Consider the following 18880-nt stretch of genomic DNA (forward strand, 5'->3'; position numbering starts at 1 on the left):
CTGATCCGCGCCAGCGGCACCGAGCCGGTGATCCGCGTCATGGCGGAAGCCGAGGAAGAGGCCCTGGTGGAGGACACTGTCATGGGCCTCTCCGCCCTGATCCGCGCACGGGCGGCCGCCGGCCCGCTGCCGCGTCCGCCCGCCGTCCCGGCGCCGGCCGCCGATCCCGTGGAGGTCCAGTGATGCAGGGACGCGTGCTGATCATCGCCGGATCGGATTCCGGCGGCGGCGCCGGCATCCAGGCCGACCTGAAAAGCTGCATGGCGCTGGATGCCTATGCCGGCACGGCGATCACCGCGCTAACGGCGCAGGATACGCTCGGGGTGCACGGGGTGCATCCGGTGCCCCTCGATTTCATCCGCCAGCAGATCCAGCTCTATCTCGCGGATATCGGCGCCGATGCGATCAAGACCGGGATGCTGGCCGACACGCCGACCATCGCCGCGGTGTGCGACGCGCTCGCGGCGTTCGGCTCCGGTCAGCCCCTGGTGGCCGACCCGGTGATGATGGCCAAGGGCGGCCATGCCCTGCTGGAAGCCGGCGCCGTGGACACGCTGAGGCGCCGCCTGCTGCCGCTGGCCGCGGTGATCACGCCCAACGCGCCGGAAGCCGAGCTGCTGGCCGGCCGGCCGGTCCGCAGCGTGGAGGACATGCCGGGGGCCGCGGCGGCGATCCTGGCGCTCGGGGTGCCCGCCGTGCTGCTGAAGGGCGGGCACCTGCCCGGTGAAACGGTGGTCGACCTGCTGGCCACGCGCGACGGCAGCGAGCGCTTCGAATCGCCCCGCGTCGAGAGCGCCCACACCCACGGCACCGGCTGCACCCTGGCCTCGGCGATCGCCGCTGGGCTGGCACAGCGGATGTCGCTGCGGGACGCGGTGATCCGTGGCCGCGCCTATGTGCTGGCGGCGCTGCGCACCGCGCCCGGCCTGGGGCGCGGGCATGGTCCCTTGAACCACGCCGTCACGGTGGACCCGGCGCGCATTGCAACCCTGGCATGATGCGTCCGGGCGAAGCTAAGCCTTCGCTCCGCGTGGCGGCACGGGCAAGCTGGGCAACCCTTGGCAGACAGGGTGCCGCCATGCCGACCGTGCCGTTCTTCCACGTCGATGCCTTCACCTCCGACCTGTTCTCCGGCAACCCGGCCGTGGTGGTGCCGCTGCGATCCTGGCTGCCTGACGCGCTGATGCAGAGCATGGCGGCCGAGCACAACGTCAGCGAAACCGCCTTCTTTCTGCCCGTGGGTGCTGGGCACTGGCATCTGCGGTGGTTCACGCCCACGACGGAAGTGCCGATCTGCGGCCACGCCACGCTGGCCACCGCCTTTGTTCTCGCCACCGAGTTGGGCGAGGCAGGACCGTTCCGCTTCCGCACCGCCTCCGGGCAGCTCGGGGTGGAGCGGGAAGGGGATCGCTTCGTGCTGGACTTCCCGGCCAACACGCCGCGTCGCCTGTCCGGGTCGCAGCCTGGCCTGGCCGCCGCGCTGGGCGCGGTGCCGCGCGAGGTCTGGAAGGCGCGCGACTGGATCTGCGTGTTCGACAGCGCCGAGACGGTGCGCGCCCTGGCGCCGGACCATGGCCGGATCGCCGCCCTGGCCGGCTCCGATTGCGCGATCGGCCCGGCGCGGGTGATTGCCACCGCGCGGGGCGATGATGGCCTGCATGACGTGGTCTCGCGCTACTTTGCCGCCGCCGTCGGCATCCCCGAGGACCCGGTGACGGGCGCCGCGCATCTGCAACTGGTACCGCTCTGGGCGCAGAAGCTAGGGCAGGAGGCGCTGGTGTGCCATCAGGCCAGCGCGCGTGGCGGCACGCTGTGGTGCGCCATGGCGGGCGAGCGTGTGCGCATCGGCGGCCACGCCATCCTGTACAGCCGCGGCGAGGCGATGCTGCCCGGGGGATGATGCGTGACTTGATCGCGCCGCCCACCGGACGCTAACCCGCCCGCCAGCATCAGACGAGACCCACAGCCATGGCGCCCGCCCATCCCCGCCCTGCCCAGCGCCCCGCCAATCCGTGCTTCTCGTCGGGTCCCTGCGCCAAGCGGCCGGGATGGTCGCTGGCAGCATTGGAGGGGGCGCTGCTCGGCCGCAGCCACCGGGCGCGGGAGCCCAAGGCGCGGCTGGCCGAGGTGATCGACCGGTCCAGGGCCATCCTCGGCATGCCAGCGGATTGGCGCCTGGGCATTGTTCCGGCCTCCGATACGGGCGCGGTGGAGATGGCGCTGTGGTCCCTGCTCGGGCCGCGCGGGGTGGATGTGCTGGCCTGGGAAAGCTTCTCCGGAGAATGGGCCACCGATATCCTGAAGCAGCTTCGCCTGCCCGATGTACGCCTGCTTGATGCGCCCTATGGCCGGCTGCCCGACCTGGCCCTGGCCGATCCGAACCGGGACCAGGTGTTCGTGTGGAACGGCACCACCTCCGGCGTGCGGCTGCCCGATGCCGACTGGATCCGCACCGGGCGCGGGGGCTTGGCCATCTGCGATGCCACCTCCGCCGCCTTCGCCATGGCGCTGCCCTGGGACAAGCTCGATGTGGTGACCTGGTCCTGGCAGAAGGTGCTGGGCGGGGAGGCGGCGCATGGCATGCTGGCCTTGTCGCCGCGCGCGGTTGAGCGGCTGGAAAGCTATGCTCCGGAGCGGCCGCTGCCGAAGATTTTCCGGCTGACCAAGGGCGGCCGCCTGATCGAGGGCATCTTCCGGGGCGACACCATCAACACGCCATCCATGCTGTGCGTGGAGGATGCGCTGGACGGGCTGCGCTGGGCGGAGTCGCTCGGTGGGCTGCCGTCGCTGATTGCCCGCTCCGAGGCGAACCTCGCCGCCGTGGCGGATTGGATCACCGGCCAGGACCGCTTCGCCTTTCTGGCCGAGGACCCGCGCACTCGGTCCTGCACCTCGATCTGCCTGCGCATCGTGGCCCCCTGGTTCACCGCGCTGGACGCGGGCGGGCAGGCGGCTGCTGCCAAGGCGCTGGCGGCCAGGCTGGAGGCGGAGGGTGTTGCTCTCGACACCGCACCCTATCGCGATGCACCGCCAGGGCTGCGACTCTGGGGCGGCGCTACCGTGGAAACCAGTGACCTGCGTGCGGCGCTGCCTTGGGTGGATTGGGCGCTGGATCAGGTGACGGTATCCTGAAGGGGGGAGGAAGCCTGTTTTGACAATCCGGCTTGAGCAAAAGATTATTCTGAACGTGGCCGGCCGGCGGAATTCGTTCGGTTAGCCTCCCTGACCTATCTGGCGCAGCTTTGGCATGATCGGCCAAGGCACCATCTCCCATGCCGGCCGTATGCGCCGCTTCAGGGTCCAGCCTGCCTCGACAACAGATTCTGGTGGCGACGGTGTTCGGGCTGGCGCCGTTGTTGTTCGCCAGCAACATGGTGGAGGCCAGGTGGTTCAGCGGCACGGTGCCGTCGGTGAGATTGGCGGCCGGGCGCTGGCTGATGGCGGCGCTGGTGCTGCTGCCGGTGGTCCGGCCAGCGCGGCGCGTTGCGCGGCGGATCGCCCCCTGTGCAGGCTCTGCTGCCATTGCTGGATGGCGTGGTCAGCCTGGTGCCGCAATACGGCGCGGCCGCCGATACCGGCGCCGGCAACATCGTGCTGATCGCGACGCTGTCGCCCTTGCCGGTTACCCTGGTCGAGCGAATCGCCTTTGGCACCCGGCTGCGGCCTCTGGCGCTGGTCGGGGTTGCCCTGGCCTTCGCCGGCATTGGGGCCTCTGGCAGCTTCGCCCGCTTGGTGAGCACGGTGGGGGCGGCACGCGCCAGCATGTCGATGTATCTGGTGCCCGGCTACGCGCTGGCCCTCGGCGCCACCCTGCTGGGCGAAAGCCTGCACGCCTACCACGCCCTGGCCATGGCGCTGGTGCTGGGCGGCGTCGCGCTCGGCACGATCGGCCCGGCGGTGGCGCGGCCGAACTGATCGGGGCAAGGGCATTCCGCCCCGCGAAGGCCATTCCGCATGCGGAAAAGAAGGCTTGCCTCAAGCGATGCCGCGGACAAGTCTGCGCGGCGGAGGCGGCCGGCCTGTGCCGCCCCGGAGGGGGAGGTTCCGGCTCATGATCCAATTCAACCGTCGTCATCTTCTGGCGGCCGCCGGTGGGTCGGTGCTGCCCGGCATGGCAGCCCGTGCCCAGGTGCCGGCCGGCGCCGCCACGCCGATCCGCATCGGCGTGCTGGCCGATTTCTCCGGGCCCTATCGCGACACGTCCGGGCCGACCGCCCTGGCTTGTGCCCGCCAGGCGGTGGAGGATCTGGCGCTATCCACGCGCGGCATTCCCGTCGAGGTGCTGCAGGGGGACCACCAGAACAAGCCCGACGCCGCGCTGGCCCTGGCCCGCCGCTGGATCGACCAGGACGGCGTCGACATGATCTGCGAGGTGAACAACTCCGCCATCGCCCTCGCCGTGGCCGGGCTGGTCGCGGAGAAGAACAAGGTGCAGGTCAACACCGGCGCATTGTCGGCGGTGCTGACCGGGGAGCGCTGCTCGGCCAACACCGTCCACTGGACCGCCGACACCTGGATGCTGGCCAACACGGTAGGCCGCGCCACGGTGCGCAACGGCGGCGATAGCTGGTTTCTGATCGTCGCCGACTACGCCTTCGGCCACCAGATGGAGCGCGACCTGACGAGCTTCATCGAGGCAGCCGGCGGCAAGGTCGCGGGCTCGGTGCGCTTTCCGTTTCCCGGTACGACCGATTTCGCTTCCTACGTGGTACAGGCGCAGGCCAGCCGCGCCAAGGTTGTGGGCCTTCTGATGGCCGGCGCCGACATGGTGAACTGCATCAAGCAGGCGCGCGAATTCGGCCTGGCGCGCCGTGCGAAGCTCGCCGGTACGCCGATGTTCGTCACCGACATCCACGCCCTCGGCCTGGAAACGGCGCAGGGATTGCTGCTGTCGGAAGCCTTCTACTGGGACCTGAACGACCGGACCCGCGGCTTTCTCGGGCGCGTCCGTCCGAAGGTGGCGGGCAACTGGCCCAATCAGGAGCATGCCGGCACCTATTCCGGCGTGCTGCACTACCTGAAGGCGGTGGCCGATCTGGGCGCGCCGGCCGCCCGGGCCAGTGGTCTCGAGGTAGTGCAGCGCATGAAGGCGATGCCGACGGACGATGATTGCTTCGGCCCCGGCACGCTGCGTGCCGATGGCCGCAAGATCCATCCCTCCTACCTGTTCGAGGTCAAGGCGCCGGGCGAGAGCCGCGGCCCGTGGGATTATTACCGCCTGGCCGGCACAGTGCCGGCAGAGGACGCCTTTCGCCCGCTCGGCGAGGGGCGCTGCCCTCTGGTGCGGCTCTGATCCCGCCCGGCGGCGCCGGCGCTTGCTGGCACCGCCGGCGCGATCCGCTATAGCACCGCCCGGACAGCGGAGCGGTGAATGACGATCGGCATCGAGATGGGCGTGACCAACGCCGGGCAGCCCGCCAGCCTCGACCTCGAGGAGTTGCTGGCGACGCGGCTGCTGGTGCAGGGCAATTCCGGCTCGGGCAAGTCGCACCTGCTGCGCCGTCTGCTGGAACAATCCGCGCCCTGGGTGCAGCAGGCGGTGATCGATCCGGAAGGCGATTTCGTCACCCTGGCGGAGCGCTTCGGACACCTCGTCATCGACGCCGCGCAACACAATGAGGGTGCCTTGCAGCGCGCGGCGGACCGGGCGCGGGCGCACCGCGTTTCCGTGGTGCTGAACCTCGAAGGGCTGGATGCGGATGGGCAGATGCGCCACGCCGCCGCCTTCCTGGGCGGGCTGTTCGATGCCGAGCGCGACCATTGGTCGCCCATGCTGGTGGTGGTGGACGAGGCGCAGCTCTTCGCTCCCGCCGCGGCCGGCGAAGTGTCGGACGAAGCGCGCCGCGCCTCGCTCGGTGCCATGGCCAACCTGATGTCGCGCGGCCGCAAGCGCGGGCTTGCCGGCATTATCGCCACGCAGCGCTTGGCCAAGCTGGCCAAGAACGTCGCCGCCGAGGCATCCAACTTCCTGATGGGCCGCACCTTCCTCGACATCGACATGGCCCGTGCCGCCGACCTGCTGGGCATGGAGCGGCGGCAGGCCGAAATGTTCCGCGACCTGCCGCGCGGCGCCTTCGTAGCGCTCGGCCCCGCCTTGTCGCGCCGGCCGCTGGCGGTCCGCATTGGCACGGTGGAAACCGAATCGCGCGGCACCAATCCGGGCTTGATCCCGTTGCCGCTGACGGCGCCGGAGGACGCGCGGGAGCTGGTGCTGGCCGCGACCGCTGAGCCCGACCCGGTGCTGCGCCTGCCACCGCGTCGCCCGCTGCCCCCACCGCCCGACATCCTGGCGCAGCTGGCCCAGGCCCGGCCCGCCATGGCCGCCCCGCGCGCCGAGCCGGATGCGACCCCCGAGGAGCGCGCCGCCCGCAAGCGAAGGCTGGAGGAGATCCTGCGGCAGATCCTGGCGGAGCCGGAGGCCGCCTTCCGCAGCGTCTCCGTGCTGTACCAGGATTTCCTGGTGCGGCTGCGCATCCATGCCACCCCCGGCAAGCCACCGGAAATCCCCGCCTTCCGTCGCATGCTGGCGGTGGCGCGCGCTGGCATCAGTGCCGAGGCCGCTGAGGGCGAGGGCTGGCAGCAGGTGGAGGCCCGCGCCGGCACCCTGCCGGAGGACACGCAGGGCGTGTTCCTGTTGCTGGCGCGGGCCGCGCTGGACAAGCTGCCATGCCCCTCGGACAACACCATCGCCGAGGCCTATGGCACCCGCTCGCCTTCCCGCGCGCGGCGGCTGCTGGCCTATCTGGAGGAACAGGGCGCCGTGGTGCAGCGGCCGGATGCGGCGGGGCGCCGCATCGTGGCACTGGTCGGCCTCGGCTGGGAAACCGCGCCAGGCGATCCGAGCGCCTGACGCTTTTCCGGGGCCGGTGCGGCAGCAATCACGGGGCGTGGGCGGAGAACTGCTCCAGCACCGCATGCGCCGCCGTGACCCGCGCGGCATTGGGGATGTTCCGGTTCGCGAGCATCACCAGCCCGACGCCCTTGTCCGGCCGGAAGGCGAGGTAGCCGCCGAAGCCGTTGGTGGAGCCGGTCTTGTTGAACAGGAAAGGCTGTCCGGCCACGGCCGCCGGCGGCAGCGGGGTCACGGCTTGCGCCTCCAGCGCCATGGTGGAGGAATTGCCGGCCAGCATCCGTTCCAGTGTGACGGGTGCGACGTAGCGCTCCCAACCGAGACCCTGCGCCATGTCGCCGGTGCTGAAATAGCCGCTCTGCGTGCGCTCAACGGCCCGCCGAACCGGGTTGTGCAGGCTGCTGGGCCGGAGGTTGCCGTCCAGGAGACGGATCAGATCGGCGGCACTGGATTTCACGCCATAGGCTTCCGCGTCGAGCACGCCCGGATTGACCCTGATCGGCGCATTGTCCCGGCCGTAGCCCCAGGCATACCGGTCCATCTCCGCCTCCGGGATGCGGATATGGGTGTGGGGCAGGCCGAGCCGGGGAAACAGCTCGCGTTCCGCCAGCGCCCGGTAGCCGTCGCCCATCGCCGATGCCGTCACATGGCCAAGCAGCCCGATGCTGGGATTGGAATAACGCCGCTGCTTGCCCGGCTCCGAAGCGGGCGTCCATTGCCGGAAGTATTCGATCATCCCGGCGTCGCCGGTGACGCCGGCGGGAAACTGCAGCGGCAGGCCGCCCGCGGTATAGGTGCCGAGGTGCAGCAGGCTGGCGCGATCGATGGCGCTGTCGCGCAAGGACGGCAGGTACCGGCCCGGCCGATCCTCCAGCGAGAGAGCGCCGACGGCCTCGGCATAGGCCGCCAGCGTGCCGGTGAAGATCTTGCTGATGGAACCGATCTCGAACAGCGTTTGCTCGGTGACCGGGATGCCGTCCTCCCTCGACGCGACGCCGTAGTTGCGGAACCAGTGCCTGCCGCCCGCCGTCACGGCCACCGCCATGCCCGGCACGTCGTGCGCCGCCGCCAGCGGCCGGTAGATGCGGTCGAGGGCAGAGGCGACCGCATCGGGGGTGCCGGCGGCGCGAACCGTGTCGGGAAGCAGGCAGAACGGAAGCAGGGTGAGCGCCATGGTCCGGCGCGTCAGTGTGGCTGGGGTCATGGAGGGTCTCTTTCGTGCCGTGGCGCCTGGAAGACTGCGGGTTGCGTGGCGGTCCCGGCGAGGCCGCCTGTGCTAGTCCGCCGGCCTTCCCTGGCGGCGGCAGAGTGGCCGCAGGGATCGCGCTGGACAAACGGGCATTCCTCAGGCTTTGCCCAAGGAAAATTCATGCGTGACCGCCGATGAATCAGCACCTTCCGCTCAACGCCCTGCGCGCCTTCGAGGCCTCGGCGCGGCATCTCAGCTTCACCCGCGCCGGGCTGGAGCTGCGGGTGACGCAGGCGGCCATCAGCCACCAGGTCAAGGCCCTTGAGGAAATCTTGGGCGTCCGCCTGTTCCGCCGCCTGCCGCGCGGCCTGGCGCTGACCGAGGAGGCTGAAGCCTTGCTGCCGGTGCTGAGCGACAGTTTCCGCCGCATCGGCGCGACCCTGGAGCGCTTCGGCGGCGGCCGCCTGCGGGAGGTGCTGACGGTGGGCGCCGTCGGCACCTTCGTCACCGGCTGGCTGCTGCGGCGGCTGCCGGAGTTCCACGCCACGCATCCTTTCGTGGACCTGCGGCTGCTGACCAACAACAATCGCGTCGATCTAGCCGGGGAAGGGCTGGACCTCGCCATCCGCTTCGGGGACGGCGCCTGGCACGGCACCGAAGCGGAGGCGTTGTTCGCGGCGCCGTTGACGCCGCTCTGCGCGCCCGGCATCGCCGCACGGCTGCGCCAGCCCGCCGACCTGCTGCGGGAATCGCTGCTGCGCTCCTACCGCCTGGATGAATGGCCGCGCTGGTTCGCCAGGATCGACATGACGGCACCCAACATCCGCGGCTTCGTGTTTGATTCCTCGCTGACCATGGCGGAGGCTGCGGTGCAAGGCGCCGGCGTGGCCCTGCTGCCGGCGCGCATGTTCGAGCGCGACCTGCGCGATGGCCGGCTGGCGCGGCCGTTCGGCGCCGAGGTGACGCTCGGCGCCTACTGGCTGACGCGGCTGAAGTCGCGGGAGGAGACGCCGGCTATGGCGGCGTTCCGCGACTGGTTACTTACTGCTTCTCGATCTTTGCCGCCGTGACCACCTTCTGCCACTTGTCCAGCTCGGCGCGGACAAAGGCCTGGGCCTGCTCCGGCGTGCTGCCGACCGGCGTGGCGCCGAGCGCGGCGAAGCGCTCCTTGACGCTGGCCTCCTGCAGCTGCGCCACGGCGTCGGTCGCGATCTTGCTGGCCACCGGGCCGGGCAGCCCGGCCGGGCCGATGATGGCGCCCCAGGTGGAGGCCTCGAAGCCGGGCAGGCCGCTCTCGGCCACGGTCGGCAGGTCCGGCAGCACCGCGATGCGCTGCGCCGCGGTGGTGCCGAGCGCCTTCAGCTTGCCGGCCTGCACATGGCCGATCACCGCCGGAAGGGTGTCGAACATCACGTCGACGCGGCGGCCGATCAGGTCAGGATGCGCGGCGGTGGAGCCACGATAAGGCACGTTGACCATCGGCGCGCCGACCTGGTGCGCGAACATCTCGGCCGCGAGGTGCACGGCACCGCCCGTGCTGGCGAAGGTGATCTCGCCCGGCTTCGACTTTACCAACGCGATCAGCTCGGGGATCGACTTGGCTGGAAAGTCAGGCGCCGTCACCACCACCAGCGGCACGGAATAGATGATGGAGAGAACGGAGAAGTCCTTCAGCGTGTCGAAGGGCGTGGTGTAGAGCGCGGCGTTCACCGCGTGGTTCACCGACACGAAGCCCAGCGTGGTGCCGTCGGGCTGCGCCTTGGCCACCGCGTCGCTGCCGACGATGCCGTTGGCACCGGTGCGGTTCTCCACCACCACCGATTGCTTCCAGACCGGCGTCAGCTTCTCGGCCAGCAGCCGGGCCGCGATGTCGGAGGCGCCGCCGGGCGTGTAGGGCACGATGATGCGCACGGTGGAGGGCGGGAAGGAGACTTGGGCCCGGGCGCCCGTGCTGAGGGCGAAGGCGGCCAGCGGCGCGGCCAGCAGGGCCGCGCGACGAGTAATCATCATGGATTGTTCCTTGTTGCCTGGACGTCGAAGCCGGCGCGGCCGGTGCTGGCCGCCCGCGCCGGCCGGGGATTACTTGGCCGCCGCGGTGCGCAGCAGGCCCCATTCGCCGAGGCGCTTGCGCAGCTCGGCCTCGGCGCGCGGCACCAGCGGCCAGGCGGAAGGCGGACGGGTCGCGCCGCAATCCTCGCCCATCATCTGCAGCGCGGCCTTCACCACCGACACGTTGGTGCCGTTCTGCTCCTCGGCGCGCAGCGCCTCGAAGGCGGACATGGTCTCGATCAGGCCGGCGGCCTTCGCGTAATCGCCCGCATCCAGTGCGGCATGGATCGCCACCGAATGCTCCGGCCAGACATTGATCAGGCCGGAGGTGTAGCCGCGCGCGCCGACGGCGTAGAAGGGTGGCGCCCAGGTCTCGGCCAGGCCGCCGACCCAGGCGATGTCCATGCCCTTGGTGGCGCGGATCATCTCGCCGAGGCGCAGCGGGGAGGGGGCGGCCCACTTCACGCCGATCACGCCCGGCACCTGGCACAGCGCCAGGATGTTGTCGTTGCCGATGCTGTCATTGCGCAGATACAGCACCACCGGCAGGCCCTGGCCGGCCTCGGCGACGCGCTGCACATAGGCCAGGATGCCGCGCGGCGAGACGAACGGGTCAGGCGGCTGGTGCACCATCAGCGCGGTGGCGCCGGCGGCCTTGGACGCCTTGGTCAGCGCCACCGCGTCATGCACCGAGCGGCCGATGCCGGCCAGCAGGGGCACGCGGCCGCCGATCTGCTCGGCCGCCACATGCACCATGCGCTCCGCCTCGGCAGTGGTGAGGCCGTAGAACTCACTGGTGTTGCCATTGGCCACCAGCACGTGGACGCCGGCCTTCACCGCGCGGTCCACCACCGGCTGCAGCTTCGCCGGCGCCAGCTTGTCATCGCTGTCGAACGGGGTGACGAGGATACCAGAGATGCCGTTCAGCGCCGGCCGCAACTCAGATTGTGCCATGGTGCGTTTCCGTTTTCAGGTGTTGAAGGCGTCGAGGATGCCGCTGGCCTCGAGCGAGCGGCGAACATGCGCGCGCATCCGTGCCTCGGCCCGCTCGGGGTCGCGGCGACGGATGGCGGACAGGATGGCGGCGTGTTCCCGCCAGGCGCGGCGCGGCTCCTGCGGCGTGGACCGCAGCGCGCGGAGCCGGCCGAAATGGTCATAGGCCCGGAGCGCTTCCAGTGAGCGCTGCAGGAAGCTGTTGCCGGTCAGCCCCTCGATGCGGCCGTGAAATCGCTCATTGGCTTCCGCCAGCGCGGCGATGTCGTTGCCCTGCAGCAGGGGGCGCATGGCTCGCAGCAGGCCGAGCAGGGCTGCGATGTCCTCCGCTCCCGCCTGCCGCGCCGCCAACGAGGCGGCGGTGCCTTCCAGCGCGATGCGGATCAGCCCCATCTCGGCCAGCCGGCGCGGGCCGAACTCGGCCACCAGCGTGCCGCGCCGGGGCAGGGTGACCACCATTCCCTCTGCTTCGAGGCGCCGCAGCGCTTCCCGCACCGGCTGCGCGGAGATGCCCAGCGTCTGGGCAAGCGAGCGTTCCGAGATGCGCTCGCCCCCGGGCAGGCTGCCATCGACGATGGCGTCGCGGAGCCGGCGATAAGCGCGCTCGGCGAGGGACAGGATGTCCTCGGCGGCAAGCGGAACGAGGCCGGCAGGGCTGTCGAGCATGGGGCAACGCTATCAGGCCTTGCGACCGGACTGCAATAGCAGATTGCAGACGGCCTGGATCAGGCTGGGTGAACGATCGGCCGCGCTGCGCGTTGTAGCCACGTCCCGAACAAGGAAGCGCGGCATGGAAGACGAGCGGATCTGGCCTTTGGAGGAAAGCCTTTGGACGGCCGACCCCCAGCACTACCGCGAGCTGATCGATGATGAATGCCTGATGGTGCTGCCCGAGCCGCCCTTCGTGCTGGGTGGCGAGCAGGCCGTGGCGGCGGTGTCCGATACGCCGCGCTGGTCCAAGGTGGAGTTTTCCGCTCAGCAGGTGCGGCGACCGCAGGAAGGCCTGATCGTCATCGCCTACAAGGCGCGGGCCGAGCGCGAAGGCCACGAGCCCTATGAGGCCCATTGCACCACCACCTTCCGGCGCCTGGGTCCGGAGGAATGGCGGGTGATCCAGCACCAGCAGACGCCGCCGCTGGTGATCGGCCCTTCCGAACGGCGCGACTGAGGAAGCCTGACGGAATGCGCGGTTCAGCGCGGCGGTGACACGCCGCGCGCCACCGCGTCGAACTCGGCCTCGCGGCGGATGAATTCCGCGGCTGGTGCGGCGCACACCGTGGTGGTGCGCCCCAGCGGTGTTTCCAGAATGGTAAAGGCGGCGCGGCTGTCGCCCGGCACGCCGGTTTGCGGACGGAGTTTCGCCACGAGCCGCAGCCCGGTGACGCCGTCCTGTTCCACCGTGGTCTCCCGCAGCACCTCGTACACGGTGGCCAGGCGGGTCCGTTCCAGCTTCTGCCAGGCCGGGCTGCCTGCCAGGTTGTTCAGCGTCGCCTGATCGATCTGCCGGTCGCGCGGCGGCGCAGGCACGAAGGCCACTTGGCAGTCCGGGGCCGCCGCGCCGGGCCGGCCGACCGCGAAGCGTGACGTCTGCGGCGCGCGCGGCTCCACTGGCGCCGCCGCATAGGGCGGCGGCGGTGCCACGCGCAACGCCGCTTCGTCTGCTCTTGCTGCACCAGGGAGCAGCAAGAGCAGCGGCAGCAGAATCGGCCGGATCGGCGTCAAACGAGGCGCCGATCGGCCGCGGGCGGAAGGCAGCGGTCAGTGAACAGGCTGTCCACCGTCGGCACCTCCTTCAGCCCATAGGCCTCGGCATTGGCCCGCAGCAGGGTCTCGGCGCGCGCGGGGTCGAGGTGCCCGGTACCATGTTCGCGCACCGTGTCCGTCAGGATGCAGCGGTCTCGCGTCATCGCCCAGCGGCGCTGTTCCAGCGCCACGTCGAACAACGGTTCCCGCTTCTTCACCGAGGCCATGGCGGCCGCCGGATCGGCCAACAAACCCTTCAGCCCGCCGATCACCGCGCGCACCGCGCCATCCGCCTGTTGCTGATTCTGCCGCAGCCACTCGGCGCGCACCAGTAGCCCGCTGCCATACTGGTCCAGCCCGTTCTCGGCATAGGTCCAGGAGACGATGTCGGACTCCGCGATGTTCAGCGCCAGCAGGTTGAAGTGGGTGGTGAACAGGAAGCCGGTGACGGCATCCACCTTGCCCTGCGCCAGCATGGTGTCGCGCAGATTCGCCGCCATGTTGCTCCACTGAATGCGCGAGGCGTCGATTCCGGCGGCGCGGGCGAAGGGCGGAAACAGCACGCGCGATGCCTCGCCCTCCGGGGCGCCGAGGCTGTGGCCCGGCAGGTCCTTCAGGCTGGCAATGCCGGAGCGCCGGGTGGTGATCACGGCGGCGGCGGTGCGGTCCAGCACCGGGTAGATGCAGACCACGCGGCGGGTCGGGTTCTCGGCGTTGAACTTCACCGCCGCCGAGATCTCCGCATAGCCCATCTCATAGGCGCCGGACGCCACCTTCACCACCGTGTCGCCGGAGCCGAAGCCGCGGTCGATCTTCACCGCCAGCCCCTGGTCCCGGAACAGGCCCCGCTCCTCGGCCAGGGTGAACAGGGAATGGTTGCCCTGGAGCGCCCAGTCGAGTGCGACGCGGAACGGCGCCTGGGCGCGGGCGCCGTGCAGGCCGGGCAGGGTCAGCGCCGGGCTGGCTCCCAGGGCAGCCAGAAGGGTGCGGCGAGGCATCATGACGATGATTTCCGGTGTTTCGCCGTTTGAAGACCCCGCCCGCCCGTCGCGTCAAGCACGCGGCGCGGCGGGATCGTGCTCCGGGGTGCCCGCCACCAGCGCATCGCGCAGCACCGAGTGGAACTCGCGCCGGTGCAGTTCCCGCAGCACCAACAGGGAGGAGGCGATCAGCGCCACCGGGTGAAGGATCCAGGCCAGGGCCGCGAGACCGAAATAATAGGCCCGCAGCCCGGTGTTGAAGTGGCGGGCGGCGCGGTTGGCGACCTCGGCCGCGATATCCGCCTGCGGCAGCGCCTCCGGCAGCTCGCCCAGGCCGCCAACGCAGATGGAGGTGTAATTGAACTGCCGCAGTGCCCAGGTCAGCTCGAAGAAGGCGCGCACGAAGATGAAGATCAGCAGGAAGATGCGCAACTCCCACCCCGCAGGGTCGGAGGGCACCTGCACGAAGGGCACGGCGCCGAAGATGCGCTCGCCCAGATCCGGTGCCCCCAGCATCGCCACCAGCCCACCCAGGATGAAGATGCTGGTGTTGGCCAGAAAGGAGGTGGAGGTCATCAAATTGCCGATGATGGAGATGTCGGGGATGCGGTTGTCCCGGCTCGGCACGGTTCGCATCCAGCGGCGGCGGTATTCGTCCATCGCGGCGATGACGCTGCGGCTGCGGATCGACGGCACCCGGTCGACGATGGTGGCGTAGCCCATCCAGCAGCCGCTGAAGATGGCAAGGGCGATCCAGTCGAGGGCGGTGAGCGGCAGGTCCATGACCCGGCCTTAGCATGGGACCGGGCGGAACGCGGCGAGTCGGCACGTTACCCGCTGCCGAACCCAGTTGCGCCGGCCGTCCGAGCAGGCCAAGCCGCGGGCATGACGACCAACCGCGATCCACACGCCGCACGGCGTGCCATCCGTCTGGTGTTTCTCGCCAACGCCATCACCTTTGCCGCCTGGGCGCCGCTGGTGCCGCTGGTGCGGGCGGAGCTTCTCCTGTCGGAGGCGACACTCGGCCTGGTGCTGCTGGCGCTCGGCGCGGGCGGCATCCTGGCCATGCCGCTGACCGGTGGCCTGGTGATCCGGTTCGGCAGCCGCGCCACCTGCACGGCGGCCGGCATCGGCTTCGCGCTGGTGCTGCCGTTCCTGGCGCTGGCGCCGAATGTCTGGCTGCTCGGCGCCACCGTGTTCCTGTTCGGTGCCACCGGCGGCATGATGGACGTGTCCATGAATGCCCAGGCCGTGGCGGTGGAGGCGAGGGGCAGCCGCCCCGTGATGTCCTCGATCCACGGGGTGTGGAGCCTGGGAGGGCTGCTCGGCGTGGCCGCGGTGGCGGCCATGCTCCGGGCTGGGCTGCCGCCGCTGGGTGCCGTGTTGCTGGTGTCGGCGGCGGCGCTGCTGCTTCTGCTGACGCAGTTCCGCGCCCTGCTGGACAGCTCGTCGGATCGTCCTGGCGAGGCCGGGCACGGCTTCGCCCTGCCGCGCGGCCCGGTGCTCGGCATCGGCGTGCTGGCGCTGCTGGCCTTCCTGGCGGAGGGCAGCGTGCTGGACTGGGGCGGTATCCTGCTCAGCGAATCCCGCGGCGTGGATCTGACGCTGGCCGGGGCCGGCTACGCCGCCTTTTCTCTGGCCATGGCCGCGGCGCGGTTGACCGGCGACAGCATGACCAAGCGTTTCGGCGCGGTCGCCATGCTGCGGGCCGGCGCGGTGCTGGCCGCGGCGGGCTTCGTCGCGGCCGCCCTGCTGCCATGGGGCTGGACCGCCATGGCAGGCTTCCTGCTGGTGGGCTTTGGCCTTGCCAACATCGTGCCGCTGCTGATCAGCGCCGCCGGGCGCCTGCCAGGCGTGGCGCCGGGAACGGCGCTCGCCGCCGTCGCCACCCTCGGCTATTCCGGACTACTGGCCGGCCCGGCAGCGATCGGGTTCGTGGCCGAGGCGGTGGGGCTGGAACTGGCCCTGGCGGGGGTTGGCGCGCTGATGCTGCTGGTGGTGGCCCGGGCGGGGCTGGCACGCGGCTGAATGCTGCCCGTCTCCATCCGGCAGTTGATGTGGATGCTGGACGGGCGGCAAGGTCGCGCGGGCACCTGCCACCCGCCGCTGGTCCCGGGGAGGCAGCGCGAGGTCTGCAGTGTCCCGCAAGCACCGCCACGGCCAGAGGCTAACTGCGATCGACCGATGTTTCCGGCCGAAGCCATGCCGATACTCAGCGCATCGGCGGCGGCCTCGGGTGCCGCGGCATGGCGGAGGCAGCTGTCCACGGCGCCAACGGCGGCGAGGCCGCGTCGCCATCCGGCATGAAAAAGGCGGGGCCCGCCGTGGAGCCCCGCCTGAAGCGTTCTGGGCGTGAGGCGCTCAGCCCATCTTCTTCTTCAGGTTCTCGTCCAGCTTGGACAGGAAGTTCTGGGTGTTCAGCCAGGGCTGGTCCCGGCCGATCAGCACGGCCAGGTCCTTGGTCATGAAGCCGCTTTCCACCGTCTCGATGCAGACCTGCTCCAGGGCGTTGGCGAAATCGGTCACGTCCGGCGTGCCATCGAACTTGCCGCGATAGGCCAGGCCGCGGGTCCAGGCAAAGATCGAGGCGATCGGGTTGGTCGAGGTTTCGCGGCCCTTCTGGTGCTCGCGGAAGTGCCGCGTCACCGTGCCGTGCGCGGCCTCGGATTCCACCGTGTTGCCGTCCGGGGACAGCAGCACGGAGGTCATCAGGCCGAGCGAGCCAAAGCCCTGCGCCACGATGTCGGACTGCACGTCGCCATCGTAGTTCTTGCAGGCCCAGATGTAGCCACCTTCCCACTTCAGGGCGGAGGCCACCATGTCGTCGATCAGCCGGTCCTCGTAGGTGAGGTTGCGCTTCTCGAACTCGGCCTTGAACTCGGCGTCGTAGATGGCGCGGAAGATGTCCTTGAAGTTGCCGTCATAGGCCTTCAGGATCGTGTTCTTGTGGCTGAAATACACCGAGTAGTTGCGCGCCAGGCCATAGTTGAAGGAGGCGCGGGCGAAGCCCTCGATCGACTTGTTCAGGTTGTGCTGCATCATGGCAGCGCCGGCGCCCTTGAAGTCGAACTGGCCGATTTCCTGCGTCTCACCGTTCTCGGCGACGTAGGACATCTTCACCGTGCCGGGGCCGGGCACCTTCATCTCGACGGCGCGGTAGATGTCGCCATAAGCATGGCGGCCGACCACGATCGGCTTCGACCAGTGCGGCACCAGGCGCGGCACGTTCTGGCAGATGATCGGCTCACGGAAGATGGTGCCGTCGAGGATGTTGCGGATCGTCCCGTTCGGGGACTTCCACATCTTCTTCAGGCCGAACTCCTTCACCCGCGCCTCGTCCGGGGTGATGGTGGCGCATTTCACGCCGACGCCGTACTGCTTGATGGCGTTCGCCGCGTCGATGGTGACCTGGTCATCGGTCTGGTCGCGATACTCGATGCCGAGGTCGTAATACTTCAGGTCGACGTCGAGATAGGGGTTGATCAGCTTGTCCTTGATGAACCCCCAGATGATGCGGGTCATCTCGTCGCCGTCGAGCTCGACGACGGGGGTCTTTACTTTGATCTTGGCCATGCCGATCCTCGTCTAAACGCCAGAGAATGCCGCCGGCATGGGCCGGGATCGCATCCGGAAGGCCGGCGGCGGCTGGGCCGGACAATCGCATCGGCGGGAGGGCTGGGCAAGGGCGGCGGCCCCACAACTTACCCGGGGCGCGGGCGTTACAAAGCCTCAGCCCTAGCACGGGCCTGGCAAAAGGAGTTTCGCCGCATGAGCGTTTTCGGGTCCATCCTGTCCAAGATCTTCGGCCATGGCACAGCGGGCGCCGCCCCCTCCGGCACCGCCCCCGTATCCGATGACACCCCGAAGCCGACGGCGGCCGACGCGCAGCCGGGTGCCGCGACGCCGCCGGTTCCCGGCACCGCCCCGGCCGCCAGCGGCGCTGCGGCCGCGACGCCAGTGCCCACGCAGCAGGTCGACGTCGCGGCCGTGTTGAGCGACATGGCGTCGAAGAATCCGCAGCAGCTGAACTGGAAGCAATCGATCGTCGATCTGATGAAGCTGCTGGGGCTCGACAGCAGCCTCGACAACCGCAAGGCCCTGGCCAAGGAGCTGGGTTATTCCGGCGACATGAATGACTCGGCCAGCATGAACATCTGGCTGCACAAGCAGGTCATGAACAAGCTGGCCGAGAATGGCGGCAACGTGCCGGCCGAGCTGAAGGACTAGGCTTCGCGAGCGGGAAAGGCGGGGCCGCGAGGCCGCGCCGCTCCCACGCGGTCAGCCTGATTACCAGCCATAGCCGCGGTGGCGGTAGGGCCGGCTATGGTAGTGCCGGCCGTGGCCATAGCCATGGCCATAGCGGTAGCCGCCGTCATACCGGCGGTGCCGATGGCGGCGATAGCCGCGGTTGTCGTCGTCGCCGACGGAGCCTGCGATCAGTCCGGCGGCCAGGCCAGCACCAGCGCCGAGCGCCAGGGTGCTGCCCCAATCCGTCGTGCCGTCGGGATTCTGGCAGCCAGCCAGGGTGAGGGTGGCGGCAAGGGTGATGGAAGCCAGGAAGCGTCGCATGGGGGATGCACCTCCGATGCGGACAAGATGGTTCGCCGACAAGGCCATTGCGAGGCCGGATCAAGGCGACTTCCGGGCAGAGTGTGACGAAATGCCGCGGCGTTATCCGGCGCGGCCGGAGAAGGCATTGAAGGTCTGGATGGTGTAGGTATCCTTCACCCCTGGCACGCTTTGCACGCACTGCACCACGAACAACCCGATGTCGCGGTCCGGCTCCAGGTAGAACTTGCCGAGCAGGTCGTATTGGCCGGAAACCGAATGCATCTCCGACAGCTCCTCGATGCTGTCCGCCATCTCCCGCGCCACCTCATAGGCCCGGCCCATCTCGCATTTGATCAGAACAAAAATCGCTCGCATGTCTTTCTGTGCCTCGCGGGTCGTTGTTGCGGGTGGGACGGGCCGTGGTGCCCGGCATGGCAGGCGCGAAACATTTCTGGAGCGCCCCTCCTGGCTTCCGCCGCCGATACCCGGAATCCCACCGGATGCCGGGCCCCGTCATGGTTCCGA

General features: G+C 69.9%; 21 protein-coding genes. 11 read left to right on the plus strand and 10 right to left on the minus strand.

Going from position 1 to position 18880, the window contains the following annotated elements:
• The 7 genes from D2K64_RS06055 to D2K64_RS06085 form a co-directional block, all read left to right on the plus strand.
• On the plus strand, positions 1-183 hold a 183-nt coding region (locus tag D2K64_RS06055; RefSeq protein WP_157985739.1), incomplete at its 5' end, for a hypothetical protein.
• Positions 183-998, plus strand: coding sequence for a bifunctional hydroxymethylpyrimidine kinase/phosphomethylpyrimidine kinase (thiD, locus tag D2K64_RS06060; protein WP_120007346.1), 816 nt, complete (start codon positions 183-185; stop codon positions 996-998). The genes D2K64_RS06055 and thiD, both read left to right, overlap by 1 nt.
• Before the next feature lie 80 nt (positions 999-1078).
• Complete coding sequence (locus D2K64_RS06065) at positions 1079-1900, plus strand: PhzF family phenazine biosynthesis protein (RefSeq protein WP_120007347.1); 822 nt, start codon at positions 1079-1081, stop codon at positions 1898-1900.
• A gap of 68 nt (positions 1901-1968) precedes the next feature.
• Entirely contained in the window at positions 1969-3132 is a 1164-nt protein-coding gene (locus tag D2K64_RS06070; protein ID WP_120007348.1) for a phosphoserine transaminase, read from the plus strand.
• 372 nt (positions 3133-3504) lie between these two features.
• The gene (locus D2K64_RS25390; RefSeq protein WP_238384046.1) at positions 3505-3915 is read left to right on the plus strand and encodes a DMT family transporter; all 411 of its coding nucleotides are present in this window, start codon (positions 3505-3507) and stop codon (positions 3913-3915) included.
• 136 nt (positions 3916-4051) lie between these two features.
• A complete protein-coding gene (locus D2K64_RS06080) occupies positions 4052-5293 on the plus strand; it encodes an ABC transporter substrate-binding protein (RefSeq protein WP_120007349.1) in 1242 nt (413 codons plus the stop codon).
• Between the two features lie 78 nt (positions 5294-5371).
• Positions 5372-6850: an ATP-binding protein gene (locus tag D2K64_RS06085; RefSeq protein ID WP_120007350.1), complete on the plus strand. Its 1479-nt coding sequence runs from the start codon at positions 5372-5374 to the stop codon at positions 6848-6850.
• A gap of 28 nt (positions 6851-6878) precedes the next feature.
• On the opposite strand, the gene ampC is transcribed toward D2K64_RS06085, so the two are convergent.
• Positions 6879-8054: a class C beta-lactamase gene (ampC, locus tag D2K64_RS06090; protein WP_202910524.1), complete on the minus strand. Its 1176-nt coding sequence runs from the start codon at positions 8052-8054 to the stop codon at positions 6879-6881.
• A 179-nt stretch (positions 8055-8233) separates the two neighbouring features.
• On the opposite strand from ampC, the gene D2K64_RS06095 reads away from it, so the two are divergent.
• Positions 8234-9109, plus strand: a complete 876-nt coding sequence (locus D2K64_RS06095; protein WP_120007351.1) for a LysR family transcriptional regulator — start codon at positions 8234-8236, stop codon at positions 9107-9109.
• Here the strand turns inward: D2K64_RS06095 and D2K64_RS06100 are convergent.
• The 3 genes from D2K64_RS06100 to D2K64_RS06110 form a co-directional block, all read right to left on the minus strand.
• Positions 9081-10049, minus strand: coding sequence for a tripartite tricarboxylate transporter substrate binding protein (locus D2K64_RS06100; protein WP_120007352.1), 969 nt, complete (start codon positions 10047-10049; stop codon positions 9081-9083). The two genes, D2K64_RS06095 and D2K64_RS06100, sit on opposite strands and share 29 nt — an antisense overlap.
• Before the next feature lie 69 nt (positions 10050-10118).
• A complete protein-coding gene (locus D2K64_RS06105; protein WP_120007353.1) occupies positions 10119-11042 on the minus strand; it encodes a dihydrodipicolinate synthase family protein in 924 nt (307 codons plus the stop codon).
• Between the two features lie 15 nt (positions 11043-11057).
• Positions 11058-11747, minus strand: a complete 690-nt coding sequence (locus tag D2K64_RS06110; RefSeq protein WP_120007354.1) for a GntR family transcriptional regulator — start codon at positions 11745-11747, stop codon at positions 11058-11060.
• Positions 11748-11871: 124 nt separating this feature from the next.
• Here D2K64_RS06110 and D2K64_RS06115 point away from each other — a divergent pair, with 124 nt between their 5' ends.
• Complete coding sequence (locus tag D2K64_RS06115; protein ID WP_120007355.1) at positions 11872-12249, plus strand: nuclear transport factor 2 family protein; 378 nt, start codon at positions 11872-11874, stop codon at positions 12247-12249.
• Positions 12250-12272: 23 nt separating this feature from the next.
• Here D2K64_RS06115 and D2K64_RS06120 read toward each other — a convergent pair whose 3' ends face one another.
• The 3 genes from D2K64_RS06120 to D2K64_RS06130 form a co-directional block, all read right to left on the minus strand.
• Positions 12273-12722 (minus strand): hypothetical protein, encoded by a 450-nt coding sequence (locus D2K64_RS06120; RefSeq protein ID WP_157985740.1) that lies wholly within the window; start codon positions 12720-12722, stop codon positions 12273-12275.
• A gap of 77 nt (positions 12723-12799) precedes the next feature.
• On the minus strand, positions 12800-13825 hold the full coding sequence (locus tag D2K64_RS06125; protein WP_238384047.1) for an ABC transporter substrate-binding protein: 1026 nt from the start codon (positions 13823-13825) through the stop codon (positions 12800-12802).
• 51 nt (positions 13826-13876) lie between these two features.
• Positions 13877-14587: a DUF599 domain-containing protein gene (locus D2K64_RS06130; RefSeq protein ID WP_120007357.1), complete on the minus strand. Its 711-nt coding sequence runs from the start codon at positions 14585-14587 to the stop codon at positions 13877-13879.
• 102 nt (positions 14588-14689) lie between these two features.
• Here D2K64_RS06130 and D2K64_RS06135 point away from each other — a divergent pair, with 102 nt between their 5' ends.
• Positions 14690-15832: an MFS transporter gene (locus tag D2K64_RS06135; protein ID WP_120007358.1), complete on the plus strand. Its 1143-nt coding sequence runs from the start codon at positions 14690-14692 to the stop codon at positions 15830-15832.
• A gap of 333 nt (positions 15833-16165) precedes the next feature.
• Here D2K64_RS06135 and D2K64_RS06140 read toward each other — a convergent pair whose 3' ends face one another.
• Complete coding sequence (locus D2K64_RS06140; protein ID WP_120007359.1) at positions 16166-17377, minus strand: NADP-dependent isocitrate dehydrogenase; 1212 nt, start codon at positions 17375-17377, stop codon at positions 16166-16168.
• Between the two features lie 195 nt (positions 17378-17572).
• Between D2K64_RS06140 and D2K64_RS06145 the strand changes: the two genes are divergently transcribed.
• Complete coding sequence (locus tag D2K64_RS06145) at positions 17573-18031, plus strand: DUF3597 domain-containing protein (protein ID WP_120007360.1); 459 nt, start codon at positions 17573-17575, stop codon at positions 18029-18031.
• 60 nt (positions 18032-18091) lie between these two features.
• Here D2K64_RS06145 and D2K64_RS06150 read toward each other — a convergent pair whose 3' ends face one another.
• Together D2K64_RS06150 and D2K64_RS06155 are read right to left on the minus strand one after the other, a co-directional pair.
• Positions 18092-18373, minus strand: coding sequence for a hypothetical protein (locus D2K64_RS06150; RefSeq protein ID WP_120007361.1), 282 nt, complete (start codon positions 18371-18373; stop codon positions 18092-18094).
• 102 nt (positions 18374-18475) lie between these two features.
• Positions 18476-18730: an Lrp/AsnC ligand binding domain-containing protein gene (locus D2K64_RS06155; RefSeq protein WP_120007362.1), complete on the minus strand. Its 255-nt coding sequence runs from the start codon at positions 18728-18730 to the stop codon at positions 18476-18478.
• Between the last annotated feature and the right edge of the window lie 150 nt (positions 18731-18880).

The sequence above is a fragment of the Teichococcus vastitatis genome, assembly GCF_003604215.1.
Taxonomy (GTDB): Bacteria; Pseudomonadota; Alphaproteobacteria; order Acetobacterales; family Acetobacteraceae; genus Pseudoroseomonas; species Pseudoroseomonas vastitatis.